The organism is Nitrosomonas sp. (assembly GCF_020852615.1).
Taxonomy (GTDB): Bacteria; Pseudomonadota; Gammaproteobacteria; order Burkholderiales; family Nitrosomonadaceae; genus Nitrosomonas.
The window spans coordinates 47,280-66,982 of sequence record NZ_JADZAJ010000017.1 but is presented as its reverse complement, the minus strand read 5'-3'; the positions used below and the strand labels follow the sequence as shown (position 1 = coordinate 66,982).

Below are 19,703 nucleotides of genomic sequence, written 5' to 3'. Positions count from 1 at the left end.
CCACCAGCTTCACCGCCTCCGCCCGAAATTCCAGCGTGTAAATCCCTTTCGGTATCCGTTCCATTTCCGTCCTCCATTTCTGATATTTTATAAAACGTTGGACTCCTCTTTTTTCAACCTACCTCAGGAGCTGTGGGAAAGTCGCGATCTGGTTGGATATGATCCATGGTTTGCTGCAGGTCATATTGGAGGAGTTAACTATAATGCCAGCGCAAAAATTCCGGCTTTGCTTGCAGCGCTCTTTTCATCATTGCTGGAACCTGCAGTTGTCTACAAGCTGTACGTTTTTCTGTGTGGCTTGCTGGCGCCTGGTTTTGTACTGCTGGCCATGCTCTCGCTGAAGGCTGACAATCGTTACCACTGTAGCAGTAATGGTGCTCGGCTGCCTGATGTGGTGGATCTCATCTTTACGGTGGTATCACACGGTAGGAATGGTATCTTTTGTTGCCGCCAGTTACGCTTCGTTGCCTTATATCATGCTGACATGGTGTACGATCACTACTACCGCCCTAAAACCTTTCGCAATCGTAATTCTTGGCTTGTCTGGTGCCGCCGGACTGCTGCTCCACCCGCTTTTTCCGGTTCCGGCCATTTTCGCAAGCCTGTTTCTGGCATTAAGCACATGGAATAAGGTTCAGCTAAAAAGTCTGGTCTGTGTGCTGGCAATAGTGCCGCTACTAAGCGTTCTTCCCAATCTGTTCTGGATACTGCCATCGACCCATTACTCCGGCTGGTCCGATGGCAATCTCTCCCCGTTCCAGAAAACCGTAGATATCAACATCATATTTTCAGAAGCATTTGGCCGGATTGAAGGAGCTGCGCGCGAGGCAAGAATAAATCTGTTTATATGGTTCTGCGTCATTTGGGCCGTGATTTATTCTCCCAACCCGCTTTATCGGCGAATCGTGTTTGGCTTCGTTTTTGCAGCATTAGCAATGATTATCTTTGCAGCAATCAGTGCGATCTCACCGACACTGGGAACATTGCAACCTAACCGTCAATCTGCAGCAGCTTATTTGCTGCTTACAATTCCCGCTGGAATAGGCATCGCATCTATCATCCGTGCTCCAGCAAAATCCGGTCTGGCTTTTGCTGGAGCAAAGATTTCCCTGGTACTGGTACTGTCTGTATTCACTTTTCTTGGACTGGAGCTGAAAAATGAACTGTCTGCCGCCAGCACTCCTCACTACGGCCGGCCTTCTCCGGAAGTACGCGGCCCGGGAGATATAACTTCCTGGATCGCCGACTGGCTGAAGCAGAATACAACTGCCGATGCCCGCATCCTGTTTGAAACATCATCGGATCGCATTACCGACGGGGCTCACGCTGCCGGATATTTAGCCAGAGTTTCTGATCGTGAATTCATCGGTGGGTCATACGTATACATGCATCATGCCGGCTTCTGGGATGGGCATCTGTTTGGTCAGCCCATAAGCAGGTTTTCTGTTGAAACATTCTCGGAACAGCTTGATTTATACAACATTGGCTGGATAGTAGCCCACTCACCTGCATCTCAAGCATATCTGGAATCTCACCCCGGTGTTCAGGAACAGGCGCGCCATGGTCCCGTAGCCATATACAAAGTAAAGCGGGAGCATAATTATTTTCTGGAAGGCAGCGGCAAAGTAATTCAACGCAAAACAAACCGGATCGACCTTGATGAGCTCAGTGGTACTGCCGTAATACTCAAATATCATTATGTGGATGGCTTGATCACTGAACCTTCTGCAGATATGGAGCCTGTTATGCTGCCAAACGATCCGCAACCCTTCATTTTCCTGCTGGCACCTCCCAAGCGACTGTCCATCATATTTCCCTGAAGCGTAGCTTCAGATGTTACATAGGCTTGCGTGATTATCCTGCCCCACATTCAGGAGAAAATACTGATAAAGACCCAAAAATGACGTCTATCATGTCCTTATTGATTCAACTAAAAATACACAATTGTTCATGACAATAGAGGGCCATTATGGACAAAATTTCAAATACACCTTTGGTAGTTGATCTGGATGGGACGCTTACGCCCACGGATACTCTGGTTGAATCCGTTATCAGAATAATCAGGCAATCTCCCATCAATCTGCTATGGCTTCCTTTCTGGCTTATTCATGGTCGTGCCGGTTTTAAGGAAAAAATTGCAGCTCGGTCCAGTATTTGTGTTGAATTACTTCCCTATCATGAACCGTTACTGGATTACCTGCGCAAAGAAAAAGCCAAAGGACGCCGGATTGTCCTGGCAACCGCAGCCCATCAATCAATTGCGCGGGCGGTTGCTGGTCATATTGGTCTGTTTGATCAAGTGCTTGCCACCGCAAAAAATCATAATTTGAAGGGCGCGACAAAGCTGCAGGCCATTCGAGAGAATGTAGGAAGCAGCTTCATCTACGCTGGCGATAGCCGGGCTGACATCCCCATCTGGAAAGCAGCTGAAGCAGCAATTCTGGTAAACGTCTCATGGAATACGGAAAAGGCGGTCAGGCAACATGTACCAATCGAACACCAGCTCCAAGGAAGTGATTCCGTTTTTGCTTTATGGTTTCAAGCTTTGCGCATTCACCAGTGGCTAAAAAATCTGCTGATGTTTGTACCGCTTCTGACAGCGTTCTCTTTCCTTGATATCAGCAAGCTTACATTAATGATACTGGCTTTTCTGTCCTTTTCTCTGGCAGCTTCAGCTACCTATATCGGTAATGATATATGGGACCTGGAGAATGATCGTGCACACCCCAGAAAACGGTACAGACCATTTGCCAGCGGCCGTCTATCAATCCTAAAAGGCCTTGCCGCATCAGCTTTCCTGCTGCTTGCGGCATTCACTCTGGCGCTTATGGTATCCAGCGGATTCGCCCTGATGCTATTGCTCTATCTGGCACTAACCAGTATCTATAGTCTGGTGCTCAAGGAATACATGCTGATTGATGTATTGATGCTCTCACTGCTTTATACCCTCAGGATTCTGGCCGGATCAGTTGCAATAAATGTCTCGACCAGCTCTTGGCTTCTCTCCTTTTCAGTTTTCATATTTCTGAGTCTGGCGCTTGTAAAACGCTGTGCAGAACTGGTTTCACTTGAACAGAACGGAGCTACCGCCACCCGGGGCCGGGACTATCGGGTGACTGATTTAACTGTACTACGGCCATTAGGTGTAGGCGCAGCCCTTTCGTCAGTAGTAGTGTTCGAATTGTTCATTAACGCACCGGAAACCCAGCATCTCTACAAAACACCCCATCTGCTTTGGCTGGCCGCCATCGGACTGATTTACTGGCTGGCACGGCTCTGGGTAAAAACTTCCCGCGGTGAGATGCATGATGATCCCGTAATCTATGCTGCCAAAGATAGAGGCAGCCGTATAACGGTAATGTGTATAGTAACCGTCATACTGGCCACGCACTTCCTGACAGTGAGCGCCTTGCTATGAAAACATTTTTTATTGCAATTCTGAGTATCGTATTTTCTGTGGCTGCACAATTTTCCTTGAAAATGGGAATATCAGGAGAAAGTGTTAAAACCCTGCTTGCCCAGCCATATTCATTTCGAACTTTTTGTATTTTTTTGGATAAATATGTTCTCACAGGATTTTTGCTTTACGGCTTGGGAGCAATTGTCTGGCTTAGCGTACTTTCCAAGTGGGATGTGAGCAAAGCCTACCCGTTAGTAGGATTAGGTTTTGTCTTTACTATTATCGTAGGTTATTTATTGGGCGAACAGATCTCGCTCCTCCGTGTAGTGGGTGTTGTATTAATTTGTACGGGAGTATTTCTGGTGGGAAAAAGTTGATGACTCAGAAAATAGCAAAACTATTTAAAGGAGATGGGCTCTGGCTGGTTTTGATCCTGTGTGCTGGCTTTCTTCTGAGGACAGCCGCCATATTCAGCCTTAATCATGAATCTAATGGAGGGGATGAACTCGCCTACATAAGCATGGCACTTAACCTGATAAACGGGGACGGGATTAAAGATAATATGGGTAATTACGCGATGTATAACGTCGGTTACCCTTTATTTATCCTGGCTCCTGTATTTTTCTTTTTTGGCGAAAACATTTTTGCCGCGCGTATCTGCAATATGCTTCTGGGAGGTATAGCAATTATTCTCTGCTATCTGACTGCCAAAGAAGCAGGTGCTGGAAAGATTGGGCGGCTCACAGCGGCAGGGATCCTGGCGCTGTATCTGCCAACAGGGGTATACGCGGTATACATTTTGAAAGAAAACTTAATGACCCCGCTTATGTTGGGAGCCATATGGTGCGCCCTACGATTAGCGCATCAGCCCTCAAAAAAAACGGCAGCAGGATGCGGGATATTATTCGGTCTGCTGGCCCTAACAGGAAATGCGGCATTATCTCTGGCTGCTGCCGTCACCCTGGCATTGATTTTAGCGCCTACGACAACATTCAGAAAAGCTACTTTTATGACACTTGTTTTTGCCATAGCAACAGCAGTTTCTGCGCCATGGATGATAAGAAATGCATCCGTTATCGGCTCACCGGTTATGAATACGAATGGCGGCTTTAACCTCTATCTTGGCAACAATCCCGCGGCTACAGGATATTTTGTTTCCATAGCAGATACACCTCGCGGTTCTACATGGGAAGATTTACGAAAAATTGGCGAGGCTCAGGCTTCTGAAACCCTGAAACAGGAGGCTATTGCCTGGATAAAGGATCACCCGGTTGATTTCTTAACTTTGGCCGCAAAGAAGGCTGTTTATTTCTGGACTCCACCTGTTCATGAAGGAAAAGGCGAACAATCACCGATTGAAAAAATTATCCGTATTTCTTGGCTTATTCAGTTTATTGTCATAGTTGCCGCAGCACTGGCCACTTTACTGATTAAAGCGCTTAGAAATAAACAGCTTTTGATTCTATGGCTGGCGATTTGCAGCTATACAGCCGTACATATGCTGTTTTATGTCATATTCCGCTACCGCGAACCCGTTATGCCGATCATGATAGTAATGGCAGCATTAACAGCAGAGTCCCTGGTTCTAAGAAGATTGTCACCAACAAAAAATCTTGTGCAATAGATACCGGATGCACAGGAATATCTGTAATCTGGCCGGAATCCCTTTACAATTGCTGCATGCAACGCAGCAAAACGCCAACCACAAAAAATTCTGATATCGGGTTCATACCGGGCAACATTATCCTGATCGGGATGATGGGAGCCGGAAAAACCACGGTGGGTAAATTACTGGCGAACCTCGTCGGCAAAACTTTCATCGATGTCGATCACGAAATCCAGCAGCGCACCGGTGTGGGAATACCCGTCATCTTCGAAATAGAGGGTGAAGCCGGTTTCCGCAAACGTGAAAGTGAAGTATTACGCGATATCGTCAGACAACAGAATATCGTGCTGGCTACCGGGGGAGGAGCGATACTGCTCCCGGAAAATCGTGCCCTGTTACGTCAGCATGGCACCGTGGTTTATTTGTGTGCCCCTGTTACTGAATTGCGTCGCCGCACACATCAGGATAAAAACCGGCCACTGCTGCAAACAGGCAATGTACATGCCAGATTGCTTGAATTATTTACCCAGCGCGACCCGCTCTACCGTGAAACTGCGCATATCATCATGGACAGCGGCCGGCAAAGCGCCCGTGCCTTTGTACAGCAGCTGATCCAGAAATTGCGTCAGTTCAATCTGAAATTGATTACGACGCAGATAGAATAACAGTCAGCTGCTTCATTCCCGGCGCTGCCACTGCATACAAAATCTGACAAAATCCAGCGTGATTTACCCCGCTCACCGACAACCTGAAAGAACGTGATATGAATGCTATCGAATCAGTTAACGTAGCACTTGATGCTGCCCCGGAGAACCGCGGTTACACTATTCATATCGGGCAGGGGTTGCTCTCCCGGATGGATTTGCTGCTTCCCCACCTGCCAGGCAAAAAAGCGGCGATCGTTACCAACACCACTGTCGCTCCGCTTTATCTGGAGAAGCTGCGTACTGCCCTCGCCGCACATCAGGTGGAAACCTTTGCAATCATCCTGCCCGATGGTGAACAGTACAAAAACCGGGAAACGCTCAATCTGATTTTCGATGCACTGCTGGAACATCGCTGCGAACGCAAAACACCCCTGATTGCACTCGGGGGCGGAGTCATTGGCGATCTGACCGGGTTTGCCGCCGCCACTTATTTACGTGGTGTCCCCTTCATTCAAATCCCCACCACTCTGCTTTCACAGGTGGATTCCTCCGTGGGCGGAAAGACAGGGATCAATCACCCGCTCGGTAAAAATATGATCGGTGCCTTTTATCAGCCGCGCCTGGTGTTAACCGACACCACTACCCTTGCCACTCTGCCGGATAGAGAGCTGCGTGCCGGCATGGCAGAAGTCATCAAATACGGCCTGATTCATGATGCCGCATTCTTTGACTGGCTGGAGCACCATATCAAACAGTTGCTGGCGCGTGATTCTACAGCGATGAATTACGCCATCCGCCGCAGCTGTGAAGTTAAAGCAGAAATTGTTTCGCTGGATGAGCGCGAAAACGGGCTGCGCGCGCTGCTCAATCTTGGACATACCTTTGGCCATGCCATCGAAAACGCCATGGGCTACGGATCATGGCTGCATGGCGAAGCCGTCGCTGCCGGCACTCTCATGGCGGCGGATCTCTCCCGGCGCCTGCAACGCATCACTCTCAGGGATGTTGATCGTATCCGGTGCCTGTTTGAAAACACCGGCCTGCCGGTGAAAGGTCCGCGGCTCTCACCAGATCGCTATCTGGAATCCATGCAGCTTGACAAGAAAGTGAAAGATGGTGCGATCCGCTTCATCCTGCTCGATCGCATCGGCAAGGCTTCGCTGGATGATGCCGTTCCCGCTCCACTGCTGCTTGAAACATTGTCAGCCTGCGTTGCCGATGCATAACACAATGCACAACCGCCTGGCGCCCTATGCCGTATCCGACACCAATTCACGCGGCCGCCGTATCCATGAAGATTTTCCAACCGGGCGCAGCCAGTTTCAGCGTGACCGGGATCGTATCATTCATTCCACCGCTTTCCGCCGCCTGGAATACAAAACCCAGGTATTCGTCAACCATGAAGGTGATCTGTTTCGCACCCGCCTGACTCACAGCCTGGAAGTCGCCCAGATCGGCCGTTCCATTGCCCGGAATCTGGGCCTCAATGAAGAACTGGTGGAAGCGATTGCGCTCTCGCATGATCTGGGTCATACACCGTTCGGTCATGCTGGCCAGGATGCACTGAATAACTGCATGAAAGCGTACGGCGGCTTTGAGCACAATCTGCAATCGCTGCGTGTCGTCGATGTGCTGGAAGAACACTATGCCGCATTCAACGGATTAAATCTGTGTTTTGAAACGCGCGAAGGTATCCTGAAAAGAATCCCCAAATCCAGAGCGCCGGAGCTGGGTGAGCTGGGTATGCGCTTTCTACACGGCCACAATCCTTCACTGGAAGCACAGCTCGCCAATCTGGCAGATGAAATCGCCTACAACAATCACGATGTGGACGACGGTTTACGCTCCGGTCTGATTACCCTGGCACAGCTTGAAGAAATCGAAATTTTTGCCCGGCACCTGCATCATGTTAAACAGCATTACCCGGATATCGCCGGGCGACGCCTGATTCACGAAACCGTGCGCGGCATGATCAACACCCTGGCAACCGATCTGACCGGACAGAGCATCACCCGCATCCGGAGTGCCGCTCCGGACAGCCCGGACAGTGTGCGTGAAAAGCCGGTACTGATCGGTTTCAGCGATGCAATCAAACAGCAGCAGCAGGAATTGAAACGCTTCCTGCACAGCAATCTCTACCGGCACTATCAGGTCAAGCGCATGAGCAATAAAGCGCGGCATACTGTTGAGAAATTATTTGCCACATTTGAAACCGATCCTGCTTTACTGCCCTCCGAGTATCAGCATAAATTTCAGGAATACGGGTATCAGGCAATCGCTGATTACATTGCCGGCATGACCGACCGCTACGCAATCAAGGAATATCAGCGCCTGTTTGCCATTACCGAAAATTAAACAGATTTCATCAGACAAAAAAGGAAAACCGCATGAAAATAATTGCCGCTCTTTTAACAGTACTCCTGCTAATCACCAGTTGCAGCAACAAAGAATCCACCGGAAAAGACAAGCCGGAAATGGCGCTGATGGACGAATCCACCTCCATTGGCGAGCTTCCCTCCTCGCTGAAAGAAGGACTGTCAGAAAAAGAGCAGGATGAACTGAGGAAAAAAATCATGCCCTCATTGGATGACGATCTCACACCCGAGCAACGCTTCCTGAATCTGCGCAAAGATGCGGAAGCCGGTAATGCAGAGGCACAGAACAGCCTGGGTTCCATGTATTTCTCGGGGGATGCCATTTCGCATGATGCACAGGGAAAGGTCAAGGACCGTGATCCGGAGACGGCAGCAGGATGGTTTTTCCGGGCAGCTGAACAAGGTCATGCCGGCGCTCAGTTTAACCTTGGGTTGCTGTATTTCACCGGTGAAGGCGTTACCAAAGATACCGCCAAAGCGCTGGATCTATTCACCAAATCTGCTGAACAGGGCAATATCGATGCCCAGAACAATCTGGGTGTCATGTACCTGATCGGCGAAGGCGTCGCGCAGGATTTCACCAAAGCAACTGAATGGCTTGAAAAAGCAGCTGCGCAGGGAAATGAGGATGCCATCAGGAATCTCGAAGCACTCCATGCATCACAGGCAGAATCCAAAGCGGCAGTCGACGAAAAGAAATAAAGATATCTCCACATCCAATCATCCGGCCGGCCGTCGGCCGGATGAAGCCAGCCCGTAACCCACCACCCGCCACAGTCTGCCGCATCACGGCAGATCTGCTTCCGCCCCCAATTTTGTAAAGACGTTCTCCCTCTGATTTATTTACATCCGATTTTCAGATCAGCCTGATCAGTCCTTAACAGAATATTGATATTAACACTAACATTAACTATAATGATTCTCATTAAACGTAGGTTTATATCAATTATGTAGTGAAGGTAATCCGGTGATTCTGCTAACAGAATCACTTTTTTTATAAATACGCTCCGGTTAAAGCATTTCTGCAAAGCAGATTCAATCCGGATTCAGTCGCCAGCCATCAGCCAGCCGGAAAAATTACATCAGAAGGAAATTAAATGCCACAACCGCACAAAACACTACTCCCTCTCGGTGCTGCGCTCATGGCCGGCGGGCTGTCAATCAGCGCCTTTGCCGCAGAAGGAGATGATTCCCCCCAAGCCACTGTTCTTCCTACCATTAAAGTCGAGGCTAACGCTGAGGTTCCGAAAGATGGTTATCGCGCCACCACTACCCGTGTTGGCAAAACATTGCAGGATCCGCACGACATCCCGCAGGCAGTCACGACTGTTACCAGCCAGCTGATGCAGGATCAGCAGGTCAGCTCACTCAAGGATGCACTGCGCAACGTCGCCGGCCTGACTTTCAATGCTGCCGAAGGCGGACGTGCCGGGGACAACATGATGCTGCGCGGCTTCTATACCTTTGGTGACATGTATCTGGATGGCATCCGCGATACCGCCCAGTACAACCGTGAAACATTCTACCTGGAGCAGATTGATGTACTGCGTGGTGCCGGTGCGATGCTGTTCGGGCGTGGTCAGGCCGGCGGAGTAATCAACCAGGTCAGCAAGGTGCCACATCTGGGAGACAAGGGCAGGATCACCGGCAGCGTCGGCATGTACGGTTATTATGAGATGACCGGTGATTTCAACAAACAGATCACTGACACCATCGCCTTCCGTTTCAATGGGATGAAACGTACCGAGGGCAGCTGGCGTAAAAATCCGGCTGCCAACGACAGTCCGGGTCTGGATCGCGATGGCTTTGCCGCCAGTTTGGGGATCGGGCTCAACACCAGTAACGAATTTATTTTGAGCCACATCCGCACAACAGTGGATGACAAACCAGACTACGGTGTAAGTTTCGACAGCGCAACACGCAGACCACAGGAAAAATTCCCGGTGAAATATTACTGGGGTACCAACAACAATTTTGACAAAGGCACGGCCAATATCTCGACTGCCACTTTTACTCATCGCTTTTCACCCGCCAGTGAATGGCGCACACAGGTACGTTACGCCGATTATGAACGCAGCTACTGGGCAAAAACTCCGCAAACCACTCTCCCTCCCAGTGCATTAGCTGTCACTGGGGGCAATCAAACCCGTTACTCAGATTACAAAACAATAACCGTACAAACAGATTACAACCATCGTTTCAAGCTGTTCGGCATGAATCATGAATTTCTGGTTGGCGGGGAATACCTCAATGAAGACAGTTTTCGCAGCACCTTATTGAATTTTGGGGGAACAACCGTAGCTAACCCGCCACTGTTCCGGCCTAACAAAACTAACCCTGGCGCAGTGCCAGTCGAATTCAATTCTAATTCTTATGCGGTGTACGCACAGGATACGATCGAATTTATCCCCAAATGGAAAGTCACGCTGGGTGGGCGACGCGATCAGATGGACGCAAAATATAGCAGCACTACCTCTCCCAAACTGAATTATGGTGAATGGAGCATGCGTGGCGCTCTGTCTTACCATTTTTCAGATCAGTCACATTTCTATATCGCATACAGCGATTCATTCAGCCCAACCGCCGATCTGTATCAGCTCAGCGTTACGCCTCTCCCGCCGGAACGCAGTCAAGTCAAGGAAGTTGGCGCAAAATGGCTGCTGTTTGATGGTGATCTGGCCCTGCGTACCGCCCTGTATCGTGCCGACAAACAATGGGAACGTAATACTGACCTCGAATCTACAGCGGCCATCCTTACCAAAAAGCGCCGCACCGATGGCATCGAGCTGGAGCTGGCAGGTCGCATTACCTCAAACTGGGAAGTCTTTTCCGGTCTCGCTATAATGAACCCGGAAATCCGGGAAGTAGCTGTCAATGTCAACCCCACAACAGGTGCTCTTACCTCAGCAAACCCGGAATATAAGGGAAAACGCGCACGCAACACGCCTCCTTATGCTTTCAACCTGTGGACTACCTACAAACTGCCTTACGGCTGGAAAGTGGGAGGTGGTGTTGAGGTCAAAGGCAAGCGTTATGGTTACAGCCCGACCGGTACCGGACCGATTCCCACACTGCCGGGTGGAACCAAATTCCATCCCAATACCGCGCCTGCCTACATGCGCTGGGATGCAATGGTTGCCTACGAACAACCAAAGTGGGCCATGCGACTGAATGTGCAGAATATATTCAATACGACTTACTATGATGCCATCTATGACAACGGGCCATTTGTGATACCAGGGCTGCGTCGCAGGGTTATCATGACGGCTGAGTACAGGTTTTAATTTAACCGGAAATAGAGTCAATCAGGTGCTCCTGACTATCGACAGCGTTTTAACCGCAGAAGAACTGGCTACAGCACAAAAACTGCTGACTGAGTCTGCCTGGGTGAGTGGTCTGATAACCGCCGGCACCCAGGCGGCACAAGTCAAAAACAACCAGCAACTGCCGGAAGATGCCCCGCAAATAGCAGCGTTACGCAGACTGGTGTTAGGGGCATTGAACCGTAATGCCCTGTTCTTCACGGCAACTCTGCCAAACAAAATCATGCCGCCATTCTTCAACCGCTACAGCGGCGCAACCAACCATTATGGCTTCCATGTAGATAATGCCATGCGCATTTTGCCGGAAGATGGCGGCTATATTCGCTCAGACATCTCCGCTACCTTGTTCCTGTCTGATCCCGACACATACGAAGGTGGTGAACTGGTAGTCAACGACACCTTCGGTCAGCATGGCGTGAAGCTGCAGGCCGGCAGCATGGTGATCTACCCTTCTTCTTCTGTTCATCAGGTCACACCGGTCACGCGCGGTGAACGGATTGCCTGCTTCATGTTTATTCAAAGCATGGTGCGTGACCCCAATCAGCGCCGTCTACTGTATGAAATGGATATAGCCCTGCTGCAACTGCGCCAAAACATTGGTGAAACCGAAGCTGTTGTCAGCCTGACGGGCACCTACCACAATCTGCTACGACAATGGGCTGAAAGCTGAAAAATAATATGCCGGCCAGAATGAACGAGCTCTTACCCAAACTCTCAGCCATCCCGGACGGGATACACAGCGCAGCCGATTACCTGCCTTTAGCCAGAGAGCGCCTGCAGCCGGAAATATGGCGTTACCTGGAAGATGGCAGTGGTAATAACACAAGTCTGCAAGCCAATCTCCGGGCATTTGATCCTATTCATCTCATGCCGCGTCCGCTGGCCGATGTGCGCGGTGGCCATACCCATATCACCCTGTTTGGTCAGGCACTGGCCCACCCGATCATCCTCGCTCCCCTCGCCTATCAGCGCCTGTATCACTCACATGGAGAATCTGCCAGCGCTATGGCCGCCAGCGCACAGGAAGGGCAGTTCTGCGTCAGCAGCCTGGCCAGCCAAACACTGGAAGATATTATCAGTGCAGCCGGGCAACCTTTATGGTTTCAACTGTACTGGCAGGAAGATCGCCAGAGAACACTGAAACTGCTGCAGCGAGCCGTTGCCGCAGGCTATCGGGCAATTGTGTTTACGGTAGATGCGCCGGTCAAACAGGCTACCATCCGGCTGCCTGCCGGTGTCCGGTCGGTAAATCTGGATGATCCGGCTCCACTTCCAGCATTCTCATCCCGGCAAAGTCAGGTGTTTGATGGCTGGATGACGCAGGCACCACGCTGGGAAGATCTTGCCTGGCTACGGGAGCAAACCTCATTACCTTTGCTGGTCAAGGGCATTCTGCACCCGGAAGATGCCGAAAAAACAGTCAATCTGGGATGCGATGGACTGATCGTTTCCAACCACGGCGGACGGGTGCTGGATGGTGCCCCGGCCAGCCTTGACTGTTTACCACAAATCGCCAGCGTCGTTTCCGGCCGGGGCAAGGTTCTGTTTGACAGCGGCATCCGCAGCGGACGGGATGTCTACAAGGCACTCGCTCTGGGTGCAGATGCGGTCATGACCGGTCGCCCCTATATCTGGGGGCTGGCAGCAGCAGGGGCACTGGGTGTGGCGCACATCATCCGTTTGTTACGGGATGAACTGGAAATGACCATGGCACTGACTGGGGTTGCCAGTATCAGTGAAAAACAGATATGTCCTGATCGGAGCCAGAATCCGGCTTAACCTGGCTTGAAATCCAGTTTGGTCAGCACCCCGTCCTTATAGCAATAAAATTCATAACCTGGCGCTTCACTGGGGTTGAACACCTTTTCAATCTGTATTTCATCATACTGATGGATCAGTTCATCAAAATGCCGTTTCAGATCCTGAGGCAAATCCCCATAGCCAACTGACCATTCAATTTCCAGCTCATGATCTTTTGCATCATATTCGAATGAGAAATGGCGGTTGCGCCATGAAATTATGGCTTCATTCTTCTGGCCTCTGTCTCGCGAAACATACCTTACGTTATCCTGCTCAATAATATGCGAAGAGGTACTGAACAGCATGACAAAGCCCGAAACCACCATTGCACCGTATCCAACTTTTCTGAAAATAAAGTCGCTGACCAGCGGCAAAATGAACTTCAGGGTAAAAGAAGCAATTATGGCAGCCAGCGCAATCAGCAACCCTGTATACATGGCACTGGCTGAATACAGACCAAGCGACGCATAAACAACCAGCTTGATTGCGTGCAGATATACCTCATTGGCAGCACGGGTCGCAATGATTTCCTCTTTGCTCAATCCATACCGCAGATAAAAACGGTTAAACAACAGTCCAACGGCCCCGACTACCCCGGAGATAAAACCGGCAAAAAAGCCAGTCAGCGCCAGCATATATTTGGGGTAAGGCTTTTCATCTTTCTGCAGCTCCCGTCCTGACTGGAACATTTGTGGGATATTGAACAGGAGAAAAAGCGCCACAACAAACTGGAGATAAAGCGGATTAAGAAACCTGATCAGCCATGCCCCCATAAATACCGCCGGAATGGAGAGCGGAATAAACCAGAGAAATATTCTGGTATTGACGTGCTTTCTGAAAACAGCGATACGTGATGCCGTGCTGGCAAATGTCCCAAGCGTTAATGTAAAGGGAACCAGTGCAGCGGGAAGAAACAGGTTAAGTGCTGGAATCAGGATCAGACTGGCCCCTCCCCCGCATATTGCACTGATCCAGAAAGTCAGTACCAGACCGGGAAAGAACAGAATAACTTCCTGCGGCATGGACAATGACAGTTACGCCACAGTAAATCAGCGGTCGTGAATCACATGCGGCATGGCGGCCCGCAGGTAATAAATCATCGACCATAACGTCAGCACGGCTGCAACATAAATCAGCCAGGTGCCAGCCACTTGGGCATCAAACATATCACTGACCTGACCATGGTAAAGCAGCAGGGGTATCGCCACCATTTGTGCCGCTGTTTTAATCTTGCCCAGAAAAGAAACAGCAACACTTCTGGATTTACCGATTTGCGCCATCCATTCGCGCAATGCGGAAATTGTGATTTCACGACCAATGATAATCAGCGCGATGGGTGCATCCAGCCGATCCAGATGTACCAGAACAATCAGTGCAGCAGCCACCATCAGCTTGTCCGCTACCGGATCAAGAAAAGCACCAAATGCAGAAGTCTGGTTAAGTACGCGGGCCAGATAGCCATCCAACCAGTCGGTGAGCGCAGCGCCTGCAAATACGATAGTCGCTGCCAGATTTTGTGTAGCGGGAGGCGCCCAGTCTGTTGGCAGATAAAAAATGCCGACAAACAGAGGGATAGCCACGATACGCAGCCACGTCAGAAAATTGGGGAGGTTCATCTGCATAACCAAAAATACTCCATGTCCGGATTCATCACATCAGGTGAGTATTTTACGATTTAATAGGCAGATGAGGTTGCAGGCAGTTTTTTGTCAAAGCACCTTGGTTTCCGGGTGTGTGTAAAAGTGTCTGAATGGCTGTTTGCCAGCCGGCATACAACCGCTTTCTTTCAATTTCAGTCATTTGGGGTGTATAAACCCTGTCCCGTTGCCAGTAGCATTCAGTTGCCTCCAGCCCGGCAAACAGGCCCGCCGTCAACCCAGCCAGAATCGCCGCTCCCAGCGCCGTTGCCTCGGTCACTTTTGGCACTTCCACCGGCCTGTTCAACATATCCGCGAGAAACTGGCACATGAATCCGTTTGCCACCAGTCCACCATCTACGCGGATAATTTCAGCCTGATGGCCGCCATCTTCTTCCATCGCCGCCATCAGATCCAGAGTTTGGTAACCTTGCGCTTCCAGTGCTGCACGAACGATATGTGCCCGTGTCGTCTCACGTGACAGCCCGCTGATCATGCCGCGCACATCCGGCCGCCAGTAAGGTGCACCCAGGCCGGTGAAGGCAGGTACAAAATACACTTCATTACTGTCTGGCACACTGCGCGCCAGTGCTTCGCTCGCCGCCGCATCCCGAAAAAACTCCAATCCGTCCCGCAGCCACTGGATTGCCGCACCGGCAATAAAGATTGATCCTTCAATGGCATAAACCATCCTGCCATTCAGGCGATACGCTGGCGTGGTCAGTAAACGATGGTGCGAAGCCCTGAAATCCGGACCGATATTCATCAGTGCAAAACAACCGGTGCCGTAGGTGGACTTGACCATGCCCGGCTGGAAACACCTTTGCCCGATCAGTGCCGCATGCTGATCACCCGCCATGCCGCCGACCGGAATTTCCAGGCCAAACCAGGCCGGATCAGTCACCCCAAATTCAGCAGCATTATCATGGACTTCCGGCAGAATTGCTGCCGGAATGCTGAATAATGCCAGCAAATCCTTATCCCACTGCTGTTCGACAATGTTGAACAGCAGTGTCCGCGCCGCATTGGTCACATCAGTGGCATGCACCCGCCCGCCAGTCAGATGCCAGAGCAGGTAACAATCTATCGTGCCAAATGCCAGTTCACCCTGCTCTGCCCGGGTACGTGCCCCTTCGACGCTATCCAGTATCCAGGCAATTTTGGTTGCGGAAAAATAGGGATCAAATAACAGGCCGGTTCGAGCCGTTACCATCGGCTCGTGACCCCGCGCTCTCAATTCCCTGCAACTGGCATCAGTACGGCGATCCTGCCAGACAATGGCGTTGTAAACCGGCTTGCCAGTCTTGCGATCCCATAGAATGGTTGTTTCACGCTGATTGGTAATGCCAATAGCGGCAACCGGTTTTACTCTGCCGACAGGATGTTCCAGCACTGCACGACAAACTTCGAGCGTATCCCGCCAGATCGCTACTGCATCCTGCTCAACCCAGCCCTTATGCGGATAATGCAGCTTCAGCTCTTTCTGCTGCACTGCCAGAATATCCAGTTCAGCCGAAAACAGAATGGCACGGGTACTGGTTGTACCCTGATCAATCGCCAGAATCACCGGCTGATTACTCATCGCGGTATTCTTTGAAAAGAACCATCTGGGTTAGCGGTGAAATTCCCCGGAACGCTCGGGTTGGTAAGTCACTTCCATGATACGCACTCGCAGCACGCCGCCACCTGGCTTGGGCCATTCAATTTCATCACCTTGTGACAACCCCAGTAACGCACTCCCTACCGGCGCAAGGATCGAGATTTTCTCACCACTGGTATCCACGTCTTTCGGATATACCAATGTCAGGCAGAATTCTTCAGCAGAGGATGCTACCTTGAACCTGACGGTGGAATTCATCGTCACCACAGCAGGTGGAATTTCCTCCGGATCCACTACTTCCGCCCGGGCGAGTTCAGCTTCCAGATCATCCCTGCCCGGAAAGGCATTATGCGGAAGATCTTCCAGCAACATTTCCAGACGTTCTGCATCGAGCGTGGAAATCATAATTTTAGGTTTGATATTCATTCTAACTCCTCATATTGAATCAGCCACATGAACTGTAGCGAAAAAGATTGTTGTTTCAGGATGTTGTTTCAAGAAAGACCGTACCTTGAAACTGTACTATATGTAGAAATAACTAATCGGGGGACACTGCGGGTTAGCGAGGTACCTTCACAGGGGCCTTCTGAAGTTGAATCACAGCGTTACATGGCGCACGCCGCCCTGTCTGTCTGCTCAGGAATCCTCTGAAAAACGATACGCGCGCTGCCATCACTTCGTTAGAAGCCGGCTAAAAACACTTGCTTACTGCTGGTAAACTGCGCTTTTTCAGCCGGCTTTTACCTTACGCTGACTACTTCACCAACATTTTTCAGAAGGTCTTTAGAGATGCCTCATGAAGAACGGATGCGTTTCTTAAAAAATGAAAAGCCGGGTAACCCTTTGCGGTTACTCGCCACACAACCCGCAAGAACCCGGTACCTGCCGGTAAAGTATAGCCCACCCCCCTGCCATTGACCAGCACAGGCCGGTTCTCAGATCTCGCTCTCATTGCGAATGGAAAAACGATAGCCCGCTCCCCGGACCGTCTGCACCAGATCGGCCTTTCCCGCCACCTCCAGCGCCTTGCGCAACCGGCGTATATGCACATCAACTGTCCGGTCTTCGACAAAAACATGATCCCCCCATACCCGATCAAGCAACTGGGCTCGGGTATGTACGCGCTCGGCATGTGCCATCAGAAAATGCAGTAAACGGTATTCAGTCGGGCTGAGCAGCAATTCCTTTTCGTGAATACCATCGTCCGGATCAGTCACAGTGACACGATGCATTATCGGGTTGAGCTTTACACCCCCGACATCCAGAATGTCATCGGTGGCTTCGGGCAGGCTCCGGCGCAACACTGCTTTTATCCGCGCAATGAGCTCTCGCGGGGAAAACGGCTTGGTTATGTAATCATCCGCCCCCGATTCCAGCCCGGCCACCTTGTCACTTTCATCCACCCGTGCAGTCAGCATGATGACAGGAACTGATTTGGTACGAAGATCCCGGCGTAATGATCGGGCGAACTCAACACCACTTCTGCCGGGAAGCATCCAGTCCAGTAACACCAGATCCGGCAATACTTCGTTAATATGTTTTGCAGCCTGCTCCGCACTGCTCGCACACACAACGATATAACCGGCGTTACGCAGACTATAAGCAACCAGTTCCTGAATTGCCAATTCATCTTCCACCACCAGAACTGTTGCAGACACCTTCTACCTCGATCAAAAAACCCTGTCAGATAACCTGAATCATACAAGGCAAAGATGACATCAGGATGACAAATTGAAAATCATGCAGAAGGTGAGCTTGAGTGAAGGCTGCGGAACACACTGCCGGATTGCACTGACCGTAGTCTTTATACTGTACGAAGAAGACTGTACGGCATTGAGCAATGTCAGAAAGGAGTTAACTGCAGGGGGAAATTATCGCCAACCTGGACATGCCGGCATTTTGGCGGAGAGAGAGGGATTCGAACCCTCGATAAGCTTTTTGAGCCTATACTCCCTTAGCAGGGGAGCGCCTTCGACCACTCGGCCATCTCTCCGTAAATGATACTTTTAGATGACTTACATTTAAACAGCCGACTATACTAACATGTTTTTGTGCTGGTGTTATTCGCCCGATCCAGATCAAAAGCCTTGTGTAACACCCGCACTGCCAGCTCCATATACTTTTCATCTACTACGACAGAAATTTTGATTTCTGAAGTCGCAATCATCCGAATGTTAATCCCTTCTTCTGCCAGCACACGGAACATTTTGCTGGCAATACCGGCATACGAACGCATTCCCACGCCAATCACCGAAACCTTGGCAATTTTATCCCCGCCGATTACTTCTCGTGCACCAATGTGGGGCAACACCTGCTGATTCAACACCTCCATCGTGCGGACGTATTCATTCCGGTTGACCGTGAATGAAAAATCAGTAGTACCGTCATGCCCTACGTTCTGGATGATCATATCAACATCGATATTGGCATCGGCTACGGGTCCCAGTATCTGATAGGCAATACCGGGATGGTCCGGTACACCCACCACTGTAATTTTTGCTTCGTCGCGATTAAATGCAATCCCCGAGATTATGGGCTGTTCCATCTTGTTATTTTCCTCAAACGTGATCAGCGTACCATCGCCTTCTTCAAAACTGGAAAGAACCCTGAGCTTGACCCTGTATTTACCGGCAAATTCCACTGAACGTATCTGCAGTACTTTGGATCCCAGACTGGCCATCTCAAGCATTTCTTCGAATGTAATGGTATCCAGCTTCCGTGCTTCCGGCACCACACGCGGATCCGTGGTGTAAATACCGTTAACATCAGTGTAAATCTGGCATTCATCCGCCTTGAGTGCAGCCGCAAGCGCTACTGCCGTCGTATCTGAACCACCACGTCCCAGTGTTGTGATATCGCCCGCTTCATCCACACCCTGGAACCCGGCAACGATAACAACATAACCGGCCGCCAGATCCTCACGCACAGGATGTTCATCAATCTTCAGGATACGCGCCTTGGTATGAGCGTTATCCGTTGTAATGCTGACCTGAGAGCCGGTATAGCTTTTTGCTTTGATACCCAGCTCCTGCAAAGCCATCGCCAGCAGCCCGATTGTTACCTGCTCGCCAGTGGACAGAATCACATCCAGCTCACGGGGATCAGGGTTGGGCTGAACCTCTTTTGCCAGGGAAATCAGGCGATTGGTTTCTCCGCTCATGGCGGACAGAACCACAACCAGATCATGCCCCTGCGCCCGAAACTCAGCCACACGACGCGCAACCTGTTTAATGCGCTCGGTACTGCCTACCGAGGTACCACCATATTTTTGGACAAGGAAGGTCACAAATTTTTCTCAGAAATAAATGATCAAAC

General features: G+C 50.5%; 17 protein-coding genes and 1 tRNA gene. 11 read left to right on the top strand and 7 right to left on the bottom strand.

Annotation, left to right across the window (positions count from 1 at the left end; all coding sequences use genetic code 11):
* The first annotated feature begins 476 nt into the window (after nucleotides 1-476).
* From IT527_RS03485 to IT527_RS03435, 11 genes are all read left to right on the top strand, one after another.
* Entirely contained in the window at nucleotides 477-1,820 is a 1,344-nt protein-coding gene (locus tag IT527_RS03485) for a hypothetical protein (protein WP_292966621.1), read from the top strand.
* A 149-nt stretch (nucleotides 1,821-1,969) separates the two neighbouring features.
* On the top strand, nucleotides 1,970-3,418 hold the full coding sequence (locus IT527_RS03480) for a UbiA family prenyltransferase (RefSeq protein ID WP_292966618.1): 1,449 nt from the start codon (nucleotides 1,970-1,972) through the stop codon (nucleotides 3,416-3,418).
* A complete protein-coding gene (locus IT527_RS03475) occupies nucleotides 3,415-3,777 on the top strand; it encodes an EamA family transporter (RefSeq protein WP_292966615.1) in 363 nt (120 codons plus the stop codon). The genes IT527_RS03480 and IT527_RS03475 overlap by 4 nt, the downstream gene beginning before the upstream one ends.
* Nucleotides 3,777-5,024, top strand: a complete 1,248-nt coding sequence (locus IT527_RS03470) for a glycosyltransferase family 39 protein (RefSeq protein WP_292966612.1) — start codon at nucleotides 3,777-3,779, stop codon at nucleotides 5,022-5,024. The genes IT527_RS03475 and IT527_RS03470 overlap by 1 nt, the downstream gene beginning before the upstream one ends.
* Before the next feature lie 56 nt (nucleotides 5,025-5,080).
* Entirely contained in the window at nucleotides 5,081-5,671 is a 591-nt protein-coding gene (locus IT527_RS03465) for a shikimate kinase (RefSeq protein ID WP_292966608.1), read from the top strand.
* Between the two features lie 98 nt (nucleotides 5,672-5,769).
* Nucleotides 5,770-6,879 carry a 3-dehydroquinate synthase gene (gene aroB / locus IT527_RS03460; RefSeq protein ID WP_292966606.1) on the top strand — a complete coding sequence of 370 codons (1,110 nt, stop codon included), beginning with the start codon at nucleotides 5,770-5,772 and terminating at the stop codon, nucleotides 6,877-6,879.
* A gap of 4 nt (nucleotides 6,880-6,883) precedes the next feature.
* Complete coding sequence (locus IT527_RS03455; RefSeq protein WP_292966632.1) at nucleotides 6,884-8,008, top strand: deoxyguanosinetriphosphate triphosphohydrolase; 1,125 nt, start codon at nucleotides 6,884-6,886, stop codon at nucleotides 8,006-8,008.
* 32 nt (nucleotides 8,009-8,040) lie between these two features.
* Nucleotides 8,041-8,730: a tetratricopeptide repeat protein gene (locus tag IT527_RS03450; RefSeq protein ID WP_292966604.1), complete on the top strand. Its 690-nt coding sequence runs from the start codon at nucleotides 8,041-8,043 to the stop codon at nucleotides 8,728-8,730.
* Nucleotides 8,731-9,125: 395 nt separating this feature from the next.
* Nucleotides 9,126-11,312, top strand: coding sequence for a TonB-dependent siderophore receptor (locus IT527_RS03445; protein ID WP_292966601.1), 2,187 nt, complete (start codon nucleotides 9,126-9,128; stop codon nucleotides 11,310-11,312).
* Nucleotides 11,313-11,337: 25 nt separating this feature from the next.
* A complete protein-coding gene (locus IT527_RS03440) occupies nucleotides 11,338-12,021 on the top strand; it encodes a Fe2+-dependent dioxygenase (RefSeq protein WP_292966598.1) in 684 nt (227 codons plus the stop codon).
* A gap of 20 nt (nucleotides 12,022-12,041) precedes the next feature.
* Nucleotides 12,042-13,130: an alpha-hydroxy acid oxidase gene (locus IT527_RS03435; protein ID WP_292966595.1), complete on the top strand. Its 1,089-nt coding sequence runs from the start codon at nucleotides 12,042-12,044 to the stop codon at nucleotides 13,128-13,130.
* On the opposite strand, the gene IT527_RS03430 is transcribed toward IT527_RS03435, so the two are convergent.
* The 7 genes from IT527_RS03430 to IT527_RS03400 form a co-directional block, all read right to left on the bottom strand.
* The gene (locus IT527_RS03430) at nucleotides 13,127-14,173 is read right to left on the bottom strand and encodes a sulfite exporter TauE/SafE family protein (RefSeq protein ID WP_292966592.1); all 1,047 of its coding nucleotides are present in this window, start codon (nucleotides 14,171-14,173) and stop codon (nucleotides 13,127-13,129) included. The two genes, IT527_RS03435 and IT527_RS03430, sit on opposite strands and share 4 nt — an antisense overlap.
* Before the next feature lie 27 nt (nucleotides 14,174-14,200).
* A complete protein-coding gene (gene pgsA / locus IT527_RS03425; protein WP_292966589.1) occupies nucleotides 14,201-14,773 on the bottom strand; it encodes a CDP-diacylglycerol--glycerol-3-phosphate 3-phosphatidyltransferase in 573 nt (190 codons plus the stop codon).
* A 46-nt stretch (nucleotides 14,774-14,819) separates the two neighbouring features.
* Complete coding sequence (gene glpK / locus IT527_RS03420) at nucleotides 14,820-16,370, bottom strand: glycerol kinase GlpK (RefSeq protein ID WP_292966586.1); 1,551 nt, start codon at nucleotides 16,368-16,370, stop codon at nucleotides 14,820-14,822.
* Between the two features lie 30 nt (nucleotides 16,371-16,400).
* Entirely contained in the window at nucleotides 16,401-16,814 is a 414-nt protein-coding gene (rnk, locus tag IT527_RS03415) for a nucleoside diphosphate kinase regulator (RefSeq protein WP_292966584.1), read from the bottom strand.
* A 509-nt stretch (nucleotides 16,815-17,323) separates the two neighbouring features.
* Entirely contained in the window at nucleotides 17,324-18,046 is a 723-nt protein-coding gene (phoB, locus tag IT527_RS03410) for a phosphate regulon transcriptional regulator PhoB (protein ID WP_292966582.1), read from the bottom strand.
* A 242-nt stretch (nucleotides 18,047-18,288) separates the two neighbouring features.
* A tRNA-Ser gene (locus tag IT527_RS03405) sits at nucleotides 18,289-18,381 on the bottom strand.
* A 45-nt stretch (nucleotides 18,382-18,426) separates the two neighbouring features.
* A complete protein-coding gene (locus tag IT527_RS03400) occupies nucleotides 18,427-19,674 on the bottom strand; it encodes an aspartate kinase (protein ID WP_292966580.1) in 1,248 nt (415 codons plus the stop codon).
* Between the last annotated feature and the right edge of the window lie 29 nt (nucleotides 19,675-19,703).

Excerpts from the sequence above, each read along its gene's own strand:
- IT527_RS03485 (WP_292966621.1), top strand. The coding sequence starts at position 477 with ATGCTGACATGGTGTACGATCACTACTACCGCCCTAAAACCTTTCGCA.
- IT527_RS03480 (WP_292966618.1), top strand. The coding sequence starts at position 1,970 with ATGGACAAAATTTCAAATACACCTTTGGTAGTTGATCTGGATGGGACG.
- IT527_RS03475 (WP_292966615.1), top strand. The coding sequence starts at position 3,415 with ATGAAAACATTTTTTATTGCAATTCTGAGTATCGTATTTTCTGTGGCT.
- IT527_RS03470 (WP_292966612.1), top strand. The coding sequence starts at position 3,777 with ATGACTCAGAAAATAGCAAAACTATTTAAAGGAGATGGGCTCTGGCTG.
- IT527_RS03465 (WP_292966608.1), top strand. The coding sequence starts at position 5,081 with ATGCAACGCAGCAAAACGCCAACCACAAAAAATTCTGATATCGGGTTC.
- aroB (WP_292966606.1), top strand. The coding sequence starts at position 5,770 with ATGAATGCTATCGAATCAGTTAACGTAGCACTTGATGCTGCCCCGGAG.
- IT527_RS03455 (WP_292966632.1), top strand. The coding sequence starts at position 6,884 with ATGCACAACCGCCTGGCGCCCTATGCCGTATCCGACACCAATTCACGC.
- IT527_RS03450 (WP_292966604.1), top strand. The coding sequence starts at position 8,041 with ATGAAAATAATTGCCGCTCTTTTAACAGTACTCCTGCTAATCACCAGT.
- IT527_RS03445 (WP_292966601.1), top strand. The coding sequence starts at position 9,126 with ATGCCACAACCGCACAAAACACTACTCCCTCTCGGTGCTGCGCTCATG.
- IT527_RS03435 (WP_292966595.1), top strand. The coding sequence starts at position 12,042 with ATGAACGAGCTCTTACCCAAACTCTCAGCCATCCCGGACGGGATACAC.
- IT527_RS03430 (WP_292966592.1), bottom strand. The coding sequence starts at position 14,173 with ATGCCGCAGGAAGTTATTCTGTTCTTTCCCGGTCTGGTACTGACTTTC.
- pgsA (WP_292966589.1), bottom strand. The coding sequence starts at position 14,773 with ATGCAGATGAACCTCCCCAATTTTCTGACGTGGCTGCGTATCGTGGCT.
- glpK (WP_292966586.1), bottom strand. The coding sequence starts at position 16,370 with ATGAGTAATCAGCCGGTGATTCTGGCGATTGATCAGGGTACAACCAGT.
- rnk (WP_292966584.1), bottom strand. The coding sequence starts at position 16,814 with ATGAATATCAAACCTAAAATTATGATTTCCACGCTCGATGCAGAACGT.